The organism is Mycoplasma zalophi (assembly GCF_025486335.1).
In the GTDB taxonomy this organism is placed as follows: Bacteria; Bacillota_I; Bacilli_A; order Mycoplasmatales; family Metamycoplasmataceae; genus Metamycoplasma; species Metamycoplasma zalophi.
In genome coordinates, this window is sequence record NZ_JAOOPZ010000001.1 from 20,226 (window position 1) to 38,194 (window position 17,969).

General features: G+C 25.5%; 16 protein-coding genes. 10 read left to right on the plus strand and 6 right to left on the minus strand.

Features of this window, described 5'->3' with window-relative positions; translation table 4 throughout:
- Window positions 1–11: 11 nt before the first annotated feature.
- The 6 genes from N8G13_RS00100 to pdhA form a co-directional block, all read right to left on the minus strand.
- On the minus strand, window positions 12–1,898 hold the full coding sequence (locus tag N8G13_RS00100; protein ID WP_262288930.1) for a hypothetical protein: 1,887 nt from the start codon (window positions 1,896–1,898) through the stop codon (window positions 12–14).
- Window positions 1,888–2,982 carry a hypothetical protein gene (locus N8G13_RS00105; protein ID WP_262288931.1) on the minus strand — a complete coding sequence of 365 codons (1,095 nt, stop codon included), beginning with the start codon at window positions 2,980–2,982 and terminating at the stop codon, window positions 1,888–1,890. Before N8G13_RS00105 ends, N8G13_RS00100 begins: the two co-directional genes overlap by 11 nt.
- Window positions 2,972–4,627, minus strand: coding sequence for a ribonuclease J (locus N8G13_RS00110; protein ID WP_262288932.1), 1,656 nt, complete (start codon window positions 4,625–4,627; stop codon window positions 2,972–2,974). The genes N8G13_RS00105 and N8G13_RS00110 overlap by 11 nt, the downstream gene beginning before the upstream one ends.
- 143 nt (window positions 4,628–4,770) lie before the next feature.
- Window positions 4,771–6,963: a P68 family surface lipoprotein gene (locus N8G13_RS00115; protein WP_262288933.1), complete on the minus strand. Its 2,193-nt coding sequence runs from the start codon at window positions 6,961–6,963 to the stop codon at window positions 4,771–4,773.
- A 130-nt stretch (window positions 6,964–7,093) separates the two neighbouring features.
- Window positions 7,094–8,089: an alpha-ketoacid dehydrogenase subunit beta gene (locus N8G13_RS00120; RefSeq protein ID WP_262288934.1), complete on the minus strand. Its 996-nt coding sequence runs from the start codon at window positions 8,087–8,089 to the stop codon at window positions 7,094–7,096.
- 24 nt (window positions 8,090–8,113) lie between these two features.
- Entirely contained in the window at window positions 8,114–9,205 is a 1,092-nt protein-coding gene (gene pdhA, locus N8G13_RS00125) for a pyruvate dehydrogenase (acetyl-transferring) E1 component subunit alpha (RefSeq protein WP_262288935.1), read from the minus strand.
- Between the two features lie 234 nt (window positions 9,206–9,439).
- Between pdhA and N8G13_RS00130 the strand changes: the two genes are divergently transcribed.
- The 10 genes from N8G13_RS00130 to tsaD all read left to right on the plus strand — a co-directional run bounded on the left by N8G13_RS00130 (window position 9,440) and on the right by tsaD (window position 17,962).
- Complete coding sequence (locus N8G13_RS00130) at window positions 9,440–10,417, plus strand: phosphate acyltransferase (RefSeq protein ID WP_262288936.1); 978 nt, start codon at window positions 9,440–9,442, stop codon at window positions 10,415–10,417.
- Window positions 10,417–11,604 (plus strand): acetate/propionate family kinase, encoded by a 1,188-nt coding sequence (locus N8G13_RS00135; protein ID WP_262288937.1) that lies wholly within the window; start codon window positions 10,417–10,419, stop codon window positions 11,602–11,604. The genes N8G13_RS00130 and N8G13_RS00135 overlap by 1 nt, the downstream gene beginning before the upstream one ends.
- Window positions 11,605–11,743: 139 nt before the next feature.
- Entirely contained in the window at window positions 11,744–12,328 is a 585-nt protein-coding gene (gene gmk, locus N8G13_RS00140) for a guanylate kinase (RefSeq protein WP_262288938.1), read from the plus strand.
- Window positions 12,328–13,080 carry a protein phosphatase 2C domain-containing protein gene (locus N8G13_RS00145; protein ID WP_262288939.1) on the plus strand — a complete coding sequence of 251 codons (753 nt, stop codon included), beginning with the start codon at window positions 12,328–12,330 and terminating at the stop codon, window positions 13,078–13,080. The genes gmk and N8G13_RS00145 overlap by 1 nt, the downstream gene beginning before the upstream one ends.
- A complete protein-coding gene (locus tag N8G13_RS00150; RefSeq protein WP_262288940.1) occupies window positions 13,080–14,057 on the plus strand; it encodes a serine/threonine-protein kinase in 978 nt (325 codons plus the stop codon). Before N8G13_RS00145 ends, N8G13_RS00150 begins: the two co-directional genes overlap by 1 nt.
- Window positions 14,057–14,899 (plus strand): ribosome small subunit-dependent GTPase A, encoded by an 843-nt coding sequence (gene rsgA, locus N8G13_RS00155; protein ID WP_262288941.1) that lies wholly within the window; start codon window positions 14,057–14,059, stop codon window positions 14,897–14,899. Before N8G13_RS00150 ends, rsgA begins: the two co-directional genes overlap by 1 nt.
- Window position 14,900: 1 nt before the next feature.
- Window positions 14,901–16,076, plus strand: coding sequence for a peptide-methionine (S)-S-oxide reductase MsrA (gene msrA, locus N8G13_RS03305; protein WP_316043853.1), 1,176 nt, complete (start codon window positions 14,901–14,903; stop codon window positions 16,074–16,076).
- Between the two features lies 1 nt (window position 16,077).
- Window positions 16,078–16,458, plus strand: coding sequence for a tRNA (adenosine(37)-N6)-threonylcarbamoyltransferase complex ATPase subunit type 1 TsaE (locus N8G13_RS00170; RefSeq protein WP_262288942.1), 381 nt, complete (start codon window positions 16,078–16,080; stop codon window positions 16,456–16,458).
- Entirely contained in the window at window positions 16,458–17,003 is a 546-nt protein-coding gene (locus N8G13_RS00175; protein WP_262288943.1) for a hypothetical protein, read from the plus strand. The genes N8G13_RS00170 and N8G13_RS00175 overlap by 1 nt, the downstream gene beginning before the upstream one ends.
- Window positions 17,003–17,962: a tRNA (adenosine(37)-N6)-threonylcarbamoyltransferase complex transferase subunit TsaD gene (gene tsaD, locus N8G13_RS00180; protein ID WP_262288944.1), complete on the plus strand. Its 960-nt coding sequence runs from the start codon at window positions 17,003–17,005 to the stop codon at window positions 17,960–17,962. Before N8G13_RS00175 ends, tsaD begins: the two co-directional genes overlap by 1 nt.
- Window positions 17,963–17,969: the final 7 nt, after the last annotated feature.

Genomic DNA, 17,969 nt, shown 5'->3' on the forward strand with positions numbered 1-17,969 from the left:
ATATACCTATATTATATATTATTTATAAAAGATACCATTTCCATTGTTATATTTTTAGGTATTTTATTTGGTTCATTTATAAATACATATATTCCTTCTGAATCGATTTCTAGTGAATAAAAATTATGGTATGTTTTAAATAAATTATTAAAATTTTTTATGATTTCTATTGAATCATTCAATAGTTCTTTATCAATATTTAACTGAAAATTTCAGTACAATTTGTGTGTTGAAACAGTATAAAGTAAACTTTTATCTTCTGTATCATAAACAGAAATTGAATCTTCCATTTTATTTACAAATGAATTTATAAATTGGCTGTTTTTTAATTTATAGTTAGAACTAAAAATAATTGTTTTATTTTCTGAGAATTTAATATAATCATCATAATCCACACGAACAGAAACAGCACCAACATTAAAATCACTTACTGTAACATATTTAATTTTCTTTTCAATATATCAACTTCATTGATCTAAATTGATAAAATGAACATTATTTCCTAAAATTGACCTTTGAAATTTTTCATAAATAAAATCTCTAGCAGGTTTTTTAGTCTTTAATGAAAAATATTTGTTGTTATTTAATTTATTGATAAAAAATAAATTATTGTATGTTTGTGTGTCGTGGTTTTGAATATTTTGTTTATCGATATAATCAAATGAAAATTGTTTATTTGTATTATATGTTTCACTTGCTAAATATTTATTTGAAAAAATTAAAGTCAATGAAGCAAGAGTATCTCTTATGTATTCTTTTATATAACTTTTAATTTCTAATTGGACATCTTCAATCGATAATGTTTCAGAATTTTTATTGTGAGTTATTTTTAAAAATCAATCGGAATTATTTTTTAATATTTTATTATACACTTCATATTTTTTGTTGTAAACTATAAATCCATTTGAAGTTTTTTCAAATTCAGAGTTAAATATATTGTTTTTTGTTGCATAATCATATCAATCAATGTATCTATCTTGAGTTATTAATTGAAAAAAATTTACAAAACTTAACTCATCATTATATTTAAAATTGTATCTTGTATAAATTTCTTTGTTTTCTAAAATGAGTTCATTTCTTTTAGTCATTTTCTTAACTTGTTGTGCTGTTAATGGTTGAGTGGAGATAAATTTTAAATTAGGTAAATAATTTGTTAAATATAAAGTTGTGTGTGTTTGGTTTAAAAATGGCGCAGGGTGCTGATAATTAGCAACAACTGTTTTTGTATATGTTTTACCATCTTTTACGTATCTTACCAGTCTTGAACCAGTATATAATATGTTTGAATATGTTAAATTATAAAAATCTAGGTCATAGAAAAAATTATTTCTAATATCATATTTTTCAATACTTCTAAAAAATATTGGTACTTTTGGATTTGAAACATTGATATTTTCTAAAACTTCATTAAAATTGTTGTTATTTACTTTGAAAATCCCCATTTGACTTAGTACAAATTTCTTTACATCATTTAACGAAAATGAGTTAAAAATTTGATATAAAAGTTTTTGTTTTTCGTTTGTGATTTGTGTAATAACTTTGTTTTTATTGGCTGCAAAATTATTAAATTCATTAATAACATTTTTATTTTTCTTAAAAATTTTTCAAAATGCAAACCCGATTAACACAAAAAATAAAACAAAAATTATAAAGTTAATAAACTTTTTGAGTTTCACTGATAAACTTTTTGCTTTTTTCTCTATATCTTCACGATGCATTTTAATTTGTTTAAGCTTAAGATTTACATTTGCTTCAACATTATTATTAATTTGTTTGTATCTCAAATCTATAAATTTATTAATATAAGTTTCTATTTCGTGAACATTTTTTTCGTAAAAATTTTTAATGGGGTTTATATGTATATTTTCATAAGATATATCAGTATCTTTATTTTCCATATTTTCCATCCTCTGAATCTAAATTTAAATCTTCTTCATCTTTTATAAGAGAAAATCTTTTTTGCTTTTTATATTCATTTTCTGATTTAGTCAACGTGTAATTTTCAAAATCACTTGCTGTTATAAAAATATTATTATTTTCATTTTCTTGAGTAGAAATAATATTTTGTTCAATAAATGATTGTTCTTTAGTAACATCATTAAAAGTTACATCATTGTTTTTTTTATCTAAATCGATAATTTCAAATTCTGTTGTGTCAAAGGGATTATCGTCCAAGTAATCAAGTTTCACCTCATCAGTAGCTGTATTTTCATCTGCTGAATCTAGTTTATTAAATAAATTATCTTCTTCTATATTAATATTTGCTGTTCATGATTCTATATTTTCATTTTTTTTCATTGTTTGTATAGCATTATTTTTGTAATTTGTTTTATTGTAACTATCATTTTTTCGTTTTGCAGACATTCTTTTTGCTTTTGAAAATGAAAATAAATAAAACTTATGTGTTGGTATAAAAAATATGATTATTGATATAATAAATAGAATTATTGAAAGTACAATTGCTAAAAATTGGCTACCCATACTACTAAAAATAGCGAATACAAAACTAGAAAATATTCCTGAAGTAAACTTGTTAGGTAGGGCAGAAGAAATTACATTTGAATAATCTTTAAATCAATTATCAAAAACTTTCGGTAAATTATTACCTGCATGTGACATTTTTTCATAACTAGATACATTGTAAATCATACCTGCAAAAATAGCAATAACAAAACTAAAGACTAAATATCTTGTAAAAGAAAAGAAAAAATGTTTTAAAGTAATTTTTCCTTCTCAATCAAAAATTTTCATAATTGAAAATAAAATAATAGCTAAATAAAAAAAAGATGAATTAAAACCAAATAAAGCTCCAAAAGTATATGAATGGATAGTTGTTAACACAACAATATCACAAAATGAAATTATTCAAAAGAAAAACGTAACAAAAGCAATAATTGTAAAAATAAAAGTAGGAGTTTTTCAAAACTTTATTTTTTTAATCTTCATTGCATTATTTCTTTTGAATATATTATTAAATTTCATATAAATTCACCACCACAAGTGGTTCTTTGAAAAGAACTTTAAATATTTTTTTTCTAATCACTTTTCTTAGTTTTTCTTGAGTATCACGTAAATTTATTGTTTTTGGATCTAATTCTTCAAATTCTTTGTTAAAACATTTTGAAACTATTTCATTAATTTGTTCTTTATTTTCTTTACTTATAATTCCATAGCCAACCACATTAATTTCACCTAATGGTTGTTTAGTTTTATAGTCTATTAAGCAAGAAACACCTATCATACCATCACGAGCTAGTGTTTCTCTTTCTTTAATTACTTCATATGAAATATCACCAACTCCAAATCCATCAATAATAACATCACCAATGTGTCTTATTGAGTGTTTTTGAGATATTAATTTGTATTTTTCAAATTCTGCAACTTTTCCATTATTTAAAATAATACAGTTATTTAAATTCATTTTTGCTTCAGAAACGGCGTCATTTACTGCAACTGTTAAATAACGATATAGACCCTGAATAGGAATAAAATATTCTGGTTTAAGTGCTTTTATTACATCAACAATATCTTGTTTAGCAGGATTACATGAATAATATTCAAAGCTTGATAATTCGATTAAATTAGATGTAGTTCTTGCAATTTCATCAAGCGTTAAAGCATATTTCACTTCTAAACCATTAACAGGAGGAGCTATAAATATAACAGCATCTGTTTCTTTAAATTTTAAATAAACATCATTTGAAGAAGCAATTCTTAAAAATCTTGTATATAATCTTTCAATTGCACCTGTAACTAAAATAACAGCATTATCCACTTCATTTGCAATTTTATAATCAATAAATTCAGGAAGCTGCAAATTAGGTGACATTTTTTTAACTAAAGATATTAATTTTGAATAATTTAATCCGTATGTTATGACTGGTCTATTATATTTTTTAGCCAATAATAAAATTTCATGTGCAGTAATCATATCTTCGTCATATAAACCAACAATTATTCTATTATCTGCTTTAGTTTCAATAAATTTATACTCTACCTGGCTAGTAATTCATAATTTATCTATTGTTCTACCTGGTGAATTAGAATGACCAGAATCCATAATTAAAATTTTTAGCGGATAGTCCGGAATTTGTTTTTTTATTCTTTGTAAATCTGTGTTTCCATATGGTCCTAAGTTACCAACCACAAAATTAGTTAAAAATAGAATATTTCCATTTTTGTAATTAAAATTTAACCCTTGAATTCCTGGCAAAGCACCAGCTAATGGTATTGGAGTTATCTCTACGTTATTAAATTTCATTTTTTGATTAAATGTAATAACCTCAAAATCGCTATGTTCGATATTATATTTAGAAATTCTTTCTAAAATAATAAATTTATTGAAACTAGATGTATAAATTTTTAATCCTCTAATTCTCATTAATAGTCAAGGTAAAGCACTGAAACTTTCGTTATGTATATCAGTTATAAAAACACCTGCAATATTTTTTTCATGTTTTTCTAAATAATCAAAATCAGCGATTAAAGTGTCTATTCCATTATGACTATTGATTGGAACTTTTGTTCCTGAATTTATAATATAAATTTTTGATTCTATTTCTAAAATGTAACAATTTTTTCCATTTTCATCTTGCCCTCCCAAAGCAAAGAAGTTAACTTTTTCCATTTTATTCCTTTCATTATTATGTGAAATATTAAAAATAATAGTAATTTATTATTTGATATATATTATTTAAATATTTTAAACTAAAACCTTCAATTTAAATATTTTTAAATAAATAAAAAATGCAGCTGCATTTTTTTGTATGTTTATTCTCTATCGAATGAATGAATAGCATTAAGTATTGCCTCCATAACCTTATCAAAAGTTATTTTTTGAGTTGTTTGTCCTAATTTTATTGCTTGATTAATCGCAGAATTAACAGCGTCTCTAAAACTATTACTATTTAAATCTGCAATATCTTGGTAAGGAATAGGACCGTTTTCATTTTCTGATTTTTCTATATTATCCAAAAATGTATTTAAAAATGGGTTAGGACTTGTTTTTCTATATTCTTTGACAAAATTATCTGATGGAAATAAATATCCACTTTTAAACGCAAATGTTTCGACTGGGGTTAATGATAGCGATAAACTTTTATTAACTTGAATTTGTATTTTATAATCTGAATATAGTCATTTTAAAAATATTTTTGTTGCTTTATCAGCTTTTTCACTTGCATGGAGTCCAATAATTGATGGTCCTTGAACAATAAATGTTCCTCTGTTTTTACTACTTGAGTTATTTTTTAAAGGAATAGAAGTTATAAGAGCTTCGTTTTTCAACATTGATGGTTTAGAATTATTATCTATCTTATTAAAGTTTTTTAATAATCAATACGCATAATAATTTTTTGGTAATTGTTCTTCTAATTTATTAATTTCTTCAATAGTTTTTGCCGACTTAATTCCTGTTAAAATACTGTTAACTAATTTTATATCACTTTCACTTGGTATTTTTTTTGTAAAGTAAATTTTTTGAAAATCTTCTTTGTTATTTAAAAATAAATCTTTAGAAGGACTTGAATTGTGAAGAATTTTTAATTCTGATAAGCCACCTGAAAATTCTTTTATTTCATTTATATTTTGATTTGTTATAAATGCAGAGCTTTTTGTGGGTTTTTTGTTTTTTCACTCTGTATATTCTTGAGTATTATTTGGCTCTAAATTGTATAAAAATGTATCTGCACCAACTCCGGCTCCCCCATTAACTCAATCACCTATTCCTAAATATGATATTGTTTCATTTTTATATGAATAAGATTGAGGCACATATTTTACGTAATTATATGCCAATGATGATGATATACTATATAGCATTACATGTTGAGTTTGCAAAGTTGTTGAATTAAAATCGGTTGCAATATTAAATTGAGTATAAAACCTCCCTGTGTTAGCTAAATCTACATACTGTTTTAATAAAGAAGTAAATTCATTATTTTCTTTTTTTGTAATAGCTTCATAATAATTTAAAATATATTGTTTTGATTTTAAGGGTTTTAAATAATAATCATCAAAATTATTATTTGCCTGATTATACATTTGCATAAATAATTCGTTGACTGGATTATCCATACCTAAAGCAAATAATTTGTTTGTATTGCCAATATTATTTAGTATTTTTGCTATGAAATAACTAAATTTTAACATTCCGTCATATGTTGAAATAATAAAATCATCTAACTTATTAATTTCATATTCACTAAAATCTATTTGATTTGCATCGTTTAATTTTCATAAATTTTCTAAATAATCTTTTGAAGCTTGATTTTGTTGTTTAAATAACTCTAAAGATTCATTTAAAATTGAATTATTTTCATTAGATATCAACATATCCGTATGTGTTTGCGAATATTTAGTATCTAAAATATTTAAAATGTATCCCAGCAATAATTTATTAACACTTAATATTTCAGAAGATTGTCCAAAAGGTAAAATTCATTTCTTTGAACTATCTAATCCTAATATTCTATATGATTCAATTGTAGATTTGTTTACTAAGTCAGTATTAACATCATCAAGGTCTAAAATCATGTCATGTGACCCTAAAAATACTGCTGTAGAAGGATAATTTAAAACTAAATTACCTAAAGTTTTTTTATCTTTTGCAACTATTTTTTGCTTTAAATTATTATATACATCGGTGTAGCTAAAACCAAAATTATAATTAGATTCTACTTTTAACGCATCTTTTAATTCTTGGCTATTTTCAGTATCATCTAAATATTTGTTATATTCTGAGATAATAGTTTCTAACGCATCATGTCTTTTAGCATCAGTTGTTGGTCCAAAATGCGAAATAATTCTAATTTTTTCTGCGACTTTACCACTTTCTTCATCTTTTGAAAAATATGCATTTTGATCATATTTAGTTACTCTTTGACAGCTTGCCCCCATTGCTGTGAAGGGAATAACTAAAGTTAAAACTCCTACTCATTTCAAAATATTTTTAAATTTGAACATAATTAAATTATATATGAAATATATAAAAACTAAAAAATACAAGAAAAAATGTTGTTGCTATTAATTTTTTGATTTTTTTTATAAAAATAAAAAATGTCAAGAATAATCTTGACATTAAAAATATAAATAATTATTTTTTGTATAATTCTTTGATTTCGTGAGCAATTTTTTTAGCATCAACCATAAATAATGGTTCTAATGATGGTAAAGGAATTGTTACATCTGGTCCAGCTAAACGAACTGGAGCAGCTTTTAAATCATCAAAGCAGTATTGGTTAACACGTGTAATAACTTCTGAAGCAATTGATAATGTTGAAACAGCTTCTGTAACAGCAATAACTTTTCCTGTTTTCTTAACTGATTTAACAATTGTTTCTGTATCCATTGGTTTTAAAGTTTGTAAATCAATAACTTCAACTGATCCTTCAAATCCTTCTTCGTTTAATTGTTTTAAAGCTGCTAGTGTTTCATGAACCATATGTCCGTATGTTACAACTGTTAAGTCTGATCCTTCAACAATAACATTTGCTTTACCTAATTCAACTTTGTAGTATCCTTCAGGAATTTCTTGTTTGAACGCACGGTAATCACGTTTGTGTTCTAAGAAGATAACTGGATCTTCACTTTCCATAGCTGCAATCATTAAACCTTTTGTGTTGTAAGGTGTTGAAGGCATAACTACTGTTAACCCTGGAATGTGTGAGTAAATTGTTTCAATTGATTCTGAGTGGTGTTCTAAAGCTTTAACCCCTCCACCTGCTGGCATTCTAAATACCGCAGGAACACTGTATTTTCCACGTGTACGGTTACGCATACGAGCTGCATTTGTACAAATTTGTGCTAATGCATATCATGAGAATCCTGAGAATTGGAATTCAACAACTGGTCTTAATCCTGCAAGTGCAGCACCAATTGCTGTCCCAGCAATAGCTGATTCTGAAATTGGAGCATCTCAAACTCTATCTGTTCCAAATTCTTGTTGTAATCCTTCTGTTGCACGGAAAACTCCACCTTCGAACCCTGCATCTTCACCATATAGAACATATTTTTCATCTTTAGCGAACATTAATTTTAAAGCTTGGTTTAAAGCACCTATATTATTTACGGTAATTTTTTTATCTGACATAATTTATTTCCTTAAAATACTCAATTATAAGTATTTTTTCCCTTCTTCAAGTTGTTCTTTTAATTCAGGTGTAAGTTCTTTATATGTGTATTTAAAGATGTCTTCATATCCTTCTTTTGTTAAATCTTCTGTAGATTGTTCATATGCTTCTTTTGCTGCTTTAAGTTGTTCATCTCAAATTTGATTTTTCAATTCTTCTGTTAAGATACCTTTTTCAAATAAGAATTTTTCAATACGGTGCATTGGTTCTCATTTTTCTTTTTCTTCTTCTAATTCACGTGAACGGTAAACACGTGGGTTATCTGAAGTAGTGTGTTGTCCTTGACGTCATGAAACAAATTCAACTAGAACAGGTCCATTTCCTTGACGAATGTATTCAGCAACTTCTTTAGCAACTTCATAAGAAGCTAATAAGTCGTTTCCATCAACACGTAGTCCTGGGATGTTATATGAAATAGCTCTTTGTGATAATGTAGAAACTGTGTAACTGTTGTGTTCTGGAACTGAGATAGCTCATTGGTTATTTGCAACTACATACATAACTGGTAAGTGACGTACTGCTGCTATGTTTAGTGATTCATGGAATTCACCCTCATTTGTTCCACCATTTCCAATTAATGATAATACTAATGGTTTTTCAACTTTTTGTTGTTTTAATGCATATGCAACTCCAGCTGCATGTGATAATTGTGATCCTATAACAACTTGCATAGGTGTTGAATTAACATCAGCTGCAAAGTGAGCACCTTGTTCTGACCCTCTTCAATAGTTAAACATATTTCTCATTGTTACACCATGTGCTAACATTGTTGCTAAAGCACGATAGTGAGGTACCAATCAATCTTTTTTAGTTAAAATTGCTCCTAGAGCACTTAAAAATGCTTCTTCTCCTAAATTAGGTGCAAATGTTCCTAAACGACCGGTTTTTTGTAATTGTAATGCATACATGTCTAATTGACGTGACATTACCATGTATTTATACATTTGTAATAATTCTTCATTTGTAGCTGTTGTTTTGTAATTTTTGTCAATTAAATCTCCATTAACATCTACTAAACGAATCATTTCATCTTTATCTGACATTACTAGGCCAGGTTTAATATATTTGAAATCCATTTGAAATATTTCCTTTCGTTTTCTTTGCAATTTTTTTATGCATATATATTATAAATTATATTTTTGAAAAAGTTTTTAGAAATCAGGCAAAAAAATTATTGAAAAGCAAAAAAAACAACGTTAAAAATAACAAATTTTTGTTTTTTTGAAATTTTTTTGTTTTTCTTACCGTTTATAAATTAAAATTATTACGAGAAAAACAAAACATAATTATAAATAAAAGGAGATTATTTAATGGAATTATCTAAATACTCAAAATATATAAATGATTTGCTTAAAGAAAAAGCATCTGAAAAAGTTTTAAGCGTTTTATTTATAGATGGAGATGATAAAAGAGCTCGTGAAGCAGCTAAATATTTAAAAGACAATAATTTAGCAAAACCTATTATGTTATTAGAGACCAAAAATCAAATTGTTGATGATGGACTTGAAAATCTAATAATGGAAGAATTAGGAGCACAAAAAGATGCATATGCTTTAAAACTAGCAGAAATAAGAAAAGGAAAAGAAGATTACGAAACAGTAAGAAAATATCTTGACACTCGTCCATACTTTGGTGCAATGATGTTAAGAAATAAAGATATAGATTCAGCAGTTGGTGGATTAATTTATTCAACAGCAGATATTTTAAGAGCTGCATTTAAATCAATCGGACCAAAACCAGGAATCAAAACAATATCATCACTAATGGTAATGCACAAAGGTGATGAAAAAGTTATTATCAGTGACCCTTCAACAGTAGAAAAACCTACAGCTGAACAATTAGTTGATATTGCAAGAAACGCAACAGAATTTGCAAGAACAATGAAAATGAATGATCTAACAGGATTTTTAACATACTCAACAAATGGTTCAGGTAAAGGAGAAAATCCAGATTTAGTAAGAAAAGCAGTTGCACTTGCAAGCGAAGATACTTCTTTAAATATTATTAAAGGAGAAATGCAATTTGATGCAGCTTATAATTTAGACGTAAGAAAACACAAATTCCCTTCAGCACCACAAGAAGAATTAGGAATTTATGTTTTCCCTAACTTAGAAAGTTGTAATATAGGAGCTAAAATGGCTCAAAGATTAGGAAACTATGGAGCAGTTGGAGCAATAATCCAAGGTGTTAATGCAGCTATTAATGATTTTAGTCGTGGAGCAACAGTACAAGATGTTATCGATGTTACTTCAATTACAATCTTAAAAGGATATGACTTTTTAAAATAATGAAAAAAATATTAGTAGTTAATCCAGGTTCTTCATCATTAAAATGATCTTTATATTCAAAAGATAAATTAGACTTAATAGCAACAGGACTTTGTGAAAGAATAAATTTAGATGGTAGAATAATTACCAAATTTCAAGGACAAAAATATGTTGATGATTTAAATTTACCAAATCATACAACTGCAGTACATGAATTAATTGAACTATGAAAAAAATATAACATCATTCACGATTTAAGTGAATTAATTGCAATTGGATTTAGAACACCATTTTCAAGTAAAAAATATTTAAGTCCAGTTATTTACGACGAAGATGTTAAACAAGCAATTGAACGTACTACAAAATTTGTACCACTTCATGCACCTGCAACTTTAACAACTGTTGATGCATTTGAAAAAAATATTCCTAATATAACAAAAATAATTGCTCAAGATACGGCTTTCCACGTTACTATGCCAAAAATTAATAGCACATTTGCAATTAACCAAGAATGAGCTAAAAAATATGATATTTTTAAATTTGGTTACCATGGACTAAGTCATGATTACATTACATCAAAAATGAAAAAAGTTTTAGGTAAACAAAAAGTTAATATTGTTATTGCTCACCTAGGATCAGGTTCAAGTGTTTGTGCAGTTAGGGATTCAAAATCTATTGATGTTTCAGTTGGATTTAGTAGTTTAGATGGACTAATTATGGGAACACGTTCAGGAAATATTGACCCAGGTATTCCTGATTACTTAATTAGAGTTGAAGGTTGTGACCCTCAAGATGTATTTGAAATGATGGTAAAAAAATCAGGTTTATTAGGTGTAAGTGGATTATCAAATGACATTAGAGATTTACATGAAGCAGCAGCTAATGGAAATGAAGATGCAGCTTTCGCAATAGATTTATTTGCTTCAAAAGTAGTTGATTACATAGCAAGCTACATTAATAAAATTCAAAAACCAATTGACGCTATTGTATTTACAGCAGGTATTGGTGAAAATGATGAAATTATAAGAGAAAAAGTTGCAAATCAATTACAAGTTGCATTTGGTGTAAAATTATCTCAAAAAGCAAATTTAGAATCATATGATGACTATAAACTAATTTCTTCAAAAACTTCTAAAATACCAGTATATAAAGTAAGAACAAACGAAGAAATAGTTATTGCACGTTACGTAAAAGAATTAAGTAAATAATTTTCAATACACAGCTTATGCTGTTGTATTTTTTTAATTTGGCTCAAAATTGAAATAAATTTATGTGATTTTCTGTTTTAAGGTTAAATATAAATTATAATTTTATAAATAAAATTAACAATTTTTAGTTAGGAGAATTATGTTTAATAAAAAAATTATTATATTTTGTGGTCCAAGTGGTGTTGGAAAGGGCACTATTGAAGCTAGATTATTTGATGATATTGCCTTAAAATTAAAACTTTCTGTTTCAGTAACAACGAGAGCACCTAGAAAAGGTGAAATCGAAGGCATACATTATTATTTCATTTCAAAAGAAAAATTTGAAGAACATATAAAAAATAATGATTTAATAGAATGATCTCAACATTTTGATAATTATTATGGAACTTTATATAGTAATTTACAAAAAATAACTAATGAAGGGTTTATCCCATTTTTAGAAATTGAAACAAATGGAGCTATTCAAATTTTAAATAAATATAAAAACCAAAAAATTGAAGATAAAATTATTTCAATTTTTGTTATGCCACCTTCATTTAAAGAATTAGAAAGAAGAATTACTGAAAGAGGTTCAGAAACACCAGAAACAATTAAAAAAAGAATGGAAAAAGCTTTTGATGAAGTTAAATACTCAAATTTATTTAAACACACAGTTGTAAATGACACAGTTGAGGGTACTTATTTAGAAATTAAAAATATAATTGAGAAAGAATTTAATTTATAATGGCAATTAAATTTGTCATAAAATCAGAAACAGGACCTATTAGAAAAGAAAACCAAGATTTTGCAGGTTTTATAAACAAAAATAATGTTTATATGGGGATTTTATGTGATGGCATGGGAGGACATAAAAATGGTTCTGTTGCTTCTAAAATTGCAGTTAAAGAATTTATAGATTTTTTTTCAAATTCACAAATAGAAAAAATTGATGCATTTGATTCTAAAAATATTCAAAAATGATTTCAAGATGGTTTAGAAAAAGTTACCAAAAAAATGAAATCACTAGCAAATATGGATATTCAATATCTAGATATGGGGACAACATTAGTTCTTTGTTTATTTTTTGAAAAAGAAAAAGAATTATATATTTTTAATTTAGGTGATTCTAGAGCATATTTATATAATGGTTTTTTACATCAAATCACAAAAGATCAAAATATTATGAATTACTTAATAGAAAAAGAAGATCTTAGTCCTGAAAAAGCAAAAAACATTAAAGGTTGAGATCGTTTAGTAAGCGCTTTAGGACCTAGAAAAAATGGAATAGCTGACACTTTTTCTGTTCATAAAAATTCTAATCCTAAATATATTATTTTAACTTCAGATGGTATTCATAGTTTTGTTCCTAAAATTTTATTTGAAACTATTTTAAATGACAATTCTTCTATTGATAAAAAAGCAGATAAATTAATTAAAAATGCAATTGAACTAAAATCAAATGATAACCTTACTTGTTTAATTATGGAGATTAAATAATGGAACAAAAAATGCACAAATTAACATCACTTTACAATGTTATAAACAAGAATTTAGGTAAAGGTGGTATGGGTTATGTTTGACTTTGTGAAAATAAAATCACTAAAGAAAAAGCAGCAATTAAAATTTTAAAAAGTGAATATACTTTAGTAGAAAAAAACCGTTTTCAAAACGAAATACTGAATTTAAAAAACATAAATAGTAAATATGTTGTTAAATACTATGATTCTAATTTTAGTGAAGATGAACAGTGAATAAGTATGGAATATGTAGAAGGCGAAAGTTTGAAACAATGTATTTTAAAACAAAAATATTTAGATTTAGAAACAGCACTAGACTATGCTAAGATGATAGCTCAAGCATTAGCAGATATCCATAATATGAATTTAATTCACCGAGATTTAAAAAGTTCAAATATTATAATTGCAAATAATGGAGATGCAAAAATTATTGATTTTGGAATAAGTTTAAGTAGCGAAAGTGAAAGATTAACAAAAGAAAATAATGTAATTGGGACAGCCGAATATTTAGCACCTGAATTAATACAAAATATAGAACCCGCTTCATTTCAAAGCGATATGTATAGTTTTGGAATTTTATTATTTGAAATGTTAGAAGGCACAGTACCATTTACAGGTCATGAAAAATTAGTTGCTCACATAAATAGCAAAATACCAAATTTAACAAGATTAAACACTATGATACCCCAATCAGTGCAAAATATAATTAACAAATGTTGTGCTAAAAGTCCTAGCAATCGATATCAAAATATGATGTATGTATTAGATGATTTAAAACATGCTCTTGATCAAGATAAAATGATTGAAAAAAAAATAAATCCTAACAAAAAGAAAAGAAAAACTCTTGTTGAAATATTTGAAAATAAAAATTTTACATTATCATTACTTATTACAGGTAGCATTTTGTTGTTTATTACTCTTATATGTTTGATACTATTAACAAAAGGAATAATATAATGAAAACAGGTAAAATAATACGTTCTATTGCTGGCTTTTATGATGTAAAAACTCAAAATAAAGAAATAATAAGAACTAGAGGTAGTGGAAAATTAAGGTTACTTAATATTAAACCAACTGTGGGAGATTATGTTGATTTTAGTGAAGATAATATGATTCAAAAAATTCATGATCGAAAAAATACATTTATCAGACCTAAAATTGTTAATGTAGATCAAGCAATTATTGTTATGAGTTTAGTTGAACCTAATTTTTCATATGAATTAATCGATAAGTTTTTAATGATAATTGAAAATAAAAGAGTAAAACCGGTTATTGTATTAACCAAAGGTGACTTAACAAATGATTCAAAATTAAATTATTTTAAGCAACAAAATTATGAAGTTTTTGAAATAAATTACAAAAATAGCACCGGTTTTAATAATTTACATGATATTTTTAAAAACAAAACTAGTTTTTTTGTTGGACAAACCGGAGTAGGAAAAACAACTTTAATTAATTTTCTTGCTAAAACTAATTTCGAAACACAAGAAATTTCTAAAGCATTAAATCGAGGAAAGCATACAACAAGGGAAGTATCATTAATAGAATTTAATGGTGGCGAGATAATAGACACACCAGGATTTAGCTCGATTGATTTTGATATTACTTTAGATGAAGTAGCTACAGCATTTTATAAATTTTCAGAAGCTGCTAAACAATGTAAATTTAGAAACTGTAAGCATAATTTAGAAACAATTGAAAATTGTGAGGTAAAAAGACAAGTACAAAGTAATGAAATACCTGAAATAAGATATAAAAACTATTTAACATTTTTAAAACAAATTATAGAAAAGGAGTAATATGAATAAAAATTATGGACAAATAAAATTTATAAATTCTTCACTTTTGGATTTTGAAAATAAAGAAAATGCACACGTTTTTATTAATAAACTAATAAAACACGGTATAAAAAACATTCATTATGATGTTATGGATCAACAATTTGCAAAAAATTCAAAAAGTTTTTCTGTTGAACAAATAAAATTAGCTTATAAAAATGCCAATTCACACACAATGGATGTCCATTTAATGGTTAAAGATCCTGAAAAATGAATAAAAGAACTTGATTTTGTTGACTACATTTCATTTCATTATGAAGCAGTAGGTGCTACAAAAGCCTTGGGACTAGTAAAAAAATATCAAACTAAAGATTTAAAGTTAGGACTAGCTATCAATCCTTCTACTTCGTTTGAAGAAATTAAAAATTTAATTAGTCATTTTAAATTAATTTTAGTTATGTCAGTTGAAGCAGGAGCCGGTGGTCAAGCTTTTCAACCTGAAATATTAAATAAAATTTCACAAATTAAAGAATATATTTTACAAAATTCACTAGATACAAAAATTATGGTAGATGGTGGAATTAAAAAGGAATTACTTGATAAAGTATTTTTATCAGGAGTAGATTTTGCAGTGATGGGTTCATATATTTTAAAAAATGATGATGAAAAAAGTTTAAATGAATTGAATTCGCAAGCTTTAAAGTGAAAACAAATTTATTTAGCCGGTGGATGTTTTTGAGGTATGCAAGCATGACTGAAACTTCAACAAGGAGCAATCAAAACTTGAGTAGGTTATGCAAATTCTGATATTTTAAAACCTTCATATCAAGATTTAATTAATAAAAAATCAAAAGCAGTAGAAACTGTGGAATTTATTTATGATTCATCAATAACCTCACTTGATAAAATTTTATACAATTTTTTATTGACAATAGATCCTACTTCACTTAACTTTCAAGCAAATGATATAGGTCTTCAATATAGAAATGGAATTTACTGAAATCAAAAAAAATTTTCAAAACATGAAAATACATTAATTGAACAAGAAATTTTAAATACTATTAAAAAAGCACAAGAAAACTACCAAAAACCAATTGTTACTGAAGTTTTAAACTTAGAGAATTTTTACTTAGCAGAAGAATATCATCAAGATTATTTAGATAAAAATCCAGGGGCTTATTGCCATATAAAACTATAAGATGATTTTTAAATATAAAGAAAATGAACAACTTGATGATTTAGTACAATATTTATTGTCTAAAAAATTTGAAGCTATTTTATTAAATGGTGAATTAGGAGCAGGTAAAACATATTTAACTGCGCAAATAGCATCAAAATTAAATATTACTCAAAAAATTATTAGTCCTACTTTTAATACCATTTTTGTCTATGATGGTTTAGTTCATATTGATGCCTATAAATTAAAAGGTAATTTAGAAGCTTATGAAGATTATTTTGAAAATAATTTAGTTGTTATTGAATGATCTAATAATATTGACCATCCATTTAGTCACTATGCAAAAATTAATGTTTATTTAGAAAATGATTTACATGTATTTGAAATAGTGGAGGAAAAATAATGAATTTATTTTATGATACTTGTCTTGATGATTTAGTCGTAATTTTATTTGACCAACATTTTAATTTAATTTCTTATAAAAAAATTGATAAATTAAATAAAAAGGTTGATGTTATTCCCAAACTAACGCAAGATATTTTAGAAGAAAATAATTTAAATATTAAAGACATAAAAGGTTTTTATTTAAATGCAGGTCCTGGTAGTTTTACTGGTTCAAGAATTGCTATAACTTATTTAAGAACTATTTCACAAATTTTAAATACAGATATCTATACTACAACAAGTTATTTAATTATTAATAAACAAACAAAAAATAATGTAATCCATTTAAAAAGTTCAAAATATTCTTCTTATGAAATTGTTTTAGATGAAAATAAGAATGTTATTTCAACAACATTAATAAAAAATCATGAAGTAAATGAAATTAATTATAATGATTTAATTTATAACTTTAAAAAATATTTAGACATATTTAAGAAAATAGAAAATTTAGAAGATTTAAAAGTTATTTATTTTCATGAACCACAAATAGGAGATGTTAAATAATGATAATTTTAGGAATCGAAACTTCACATGATGATACTTCTATTTCAATTTTAGAAAATTCTAAAGTAGTTAAATTAGTTACTCTTACTCAAACTCAAATACATAAACAATACGGTGGAACTGTTCCTGAAATTGCTTCTAGGTTACACGTTGAAAATATTTATAAAGCAATTGAAGAAATCAAAAAAGATTATGATTTAAATAAAATCGATTTAATAGCTTATACAGCAACACCAGGATTAATAGGAGCATTACAAGTTGGTTTCTTAGCAGCACATGCATTAAGTTTGGCTCTAAATAAACCAATTGTGCCTGTAAATCACTTGGATGGACATTTTTTTAGTGGTTCAATAAATAACAAAATTTCTTATCCTGCACTTTGTTTATTAATAAGTGGAGGGCATACACAAATAATATATGCAAAAAATCATCTTGATTTAAACATAATTGGTCAAACTTTAGATGATGCAGTTGGTGAAACCTATGATAAAGTAGGAAGAAAAATGGGTCTTGAATTTCCAGCGGGTCCTAAAATAGATAAAATAGCTTCTAATAATACAAGACAATTAAATTCCAAATTTCATTTACCTATAACCGACAATAGATATGATTTTTCTTTAAGTGGTATAAAAACTCAATTTATCAATTATATTAATAATTTTATTAATAGAAATCAAGAAATACCAGTTAATGAAATTTCATGTGATTTTCAAAATTTAATGGTTGAATATTTAAAATCAAAAATGCAAGCAGCAATTAAAGAATATAATCCAAAATCAATAATTCTAGCGGGTGGAGTAAGTGCTAATTTATCGATTAGAAAAATGTTTTTAACTTTACATGAAAATGCTATAATTCCAGATTTAAAATACGCAACGGATAATGCTGCTATGATTGCCCAAGCCGCTAAAATTTTTTATCGAGGAACTATAAATAAAAAAAATACAGAAAACAATTAATTTCTGT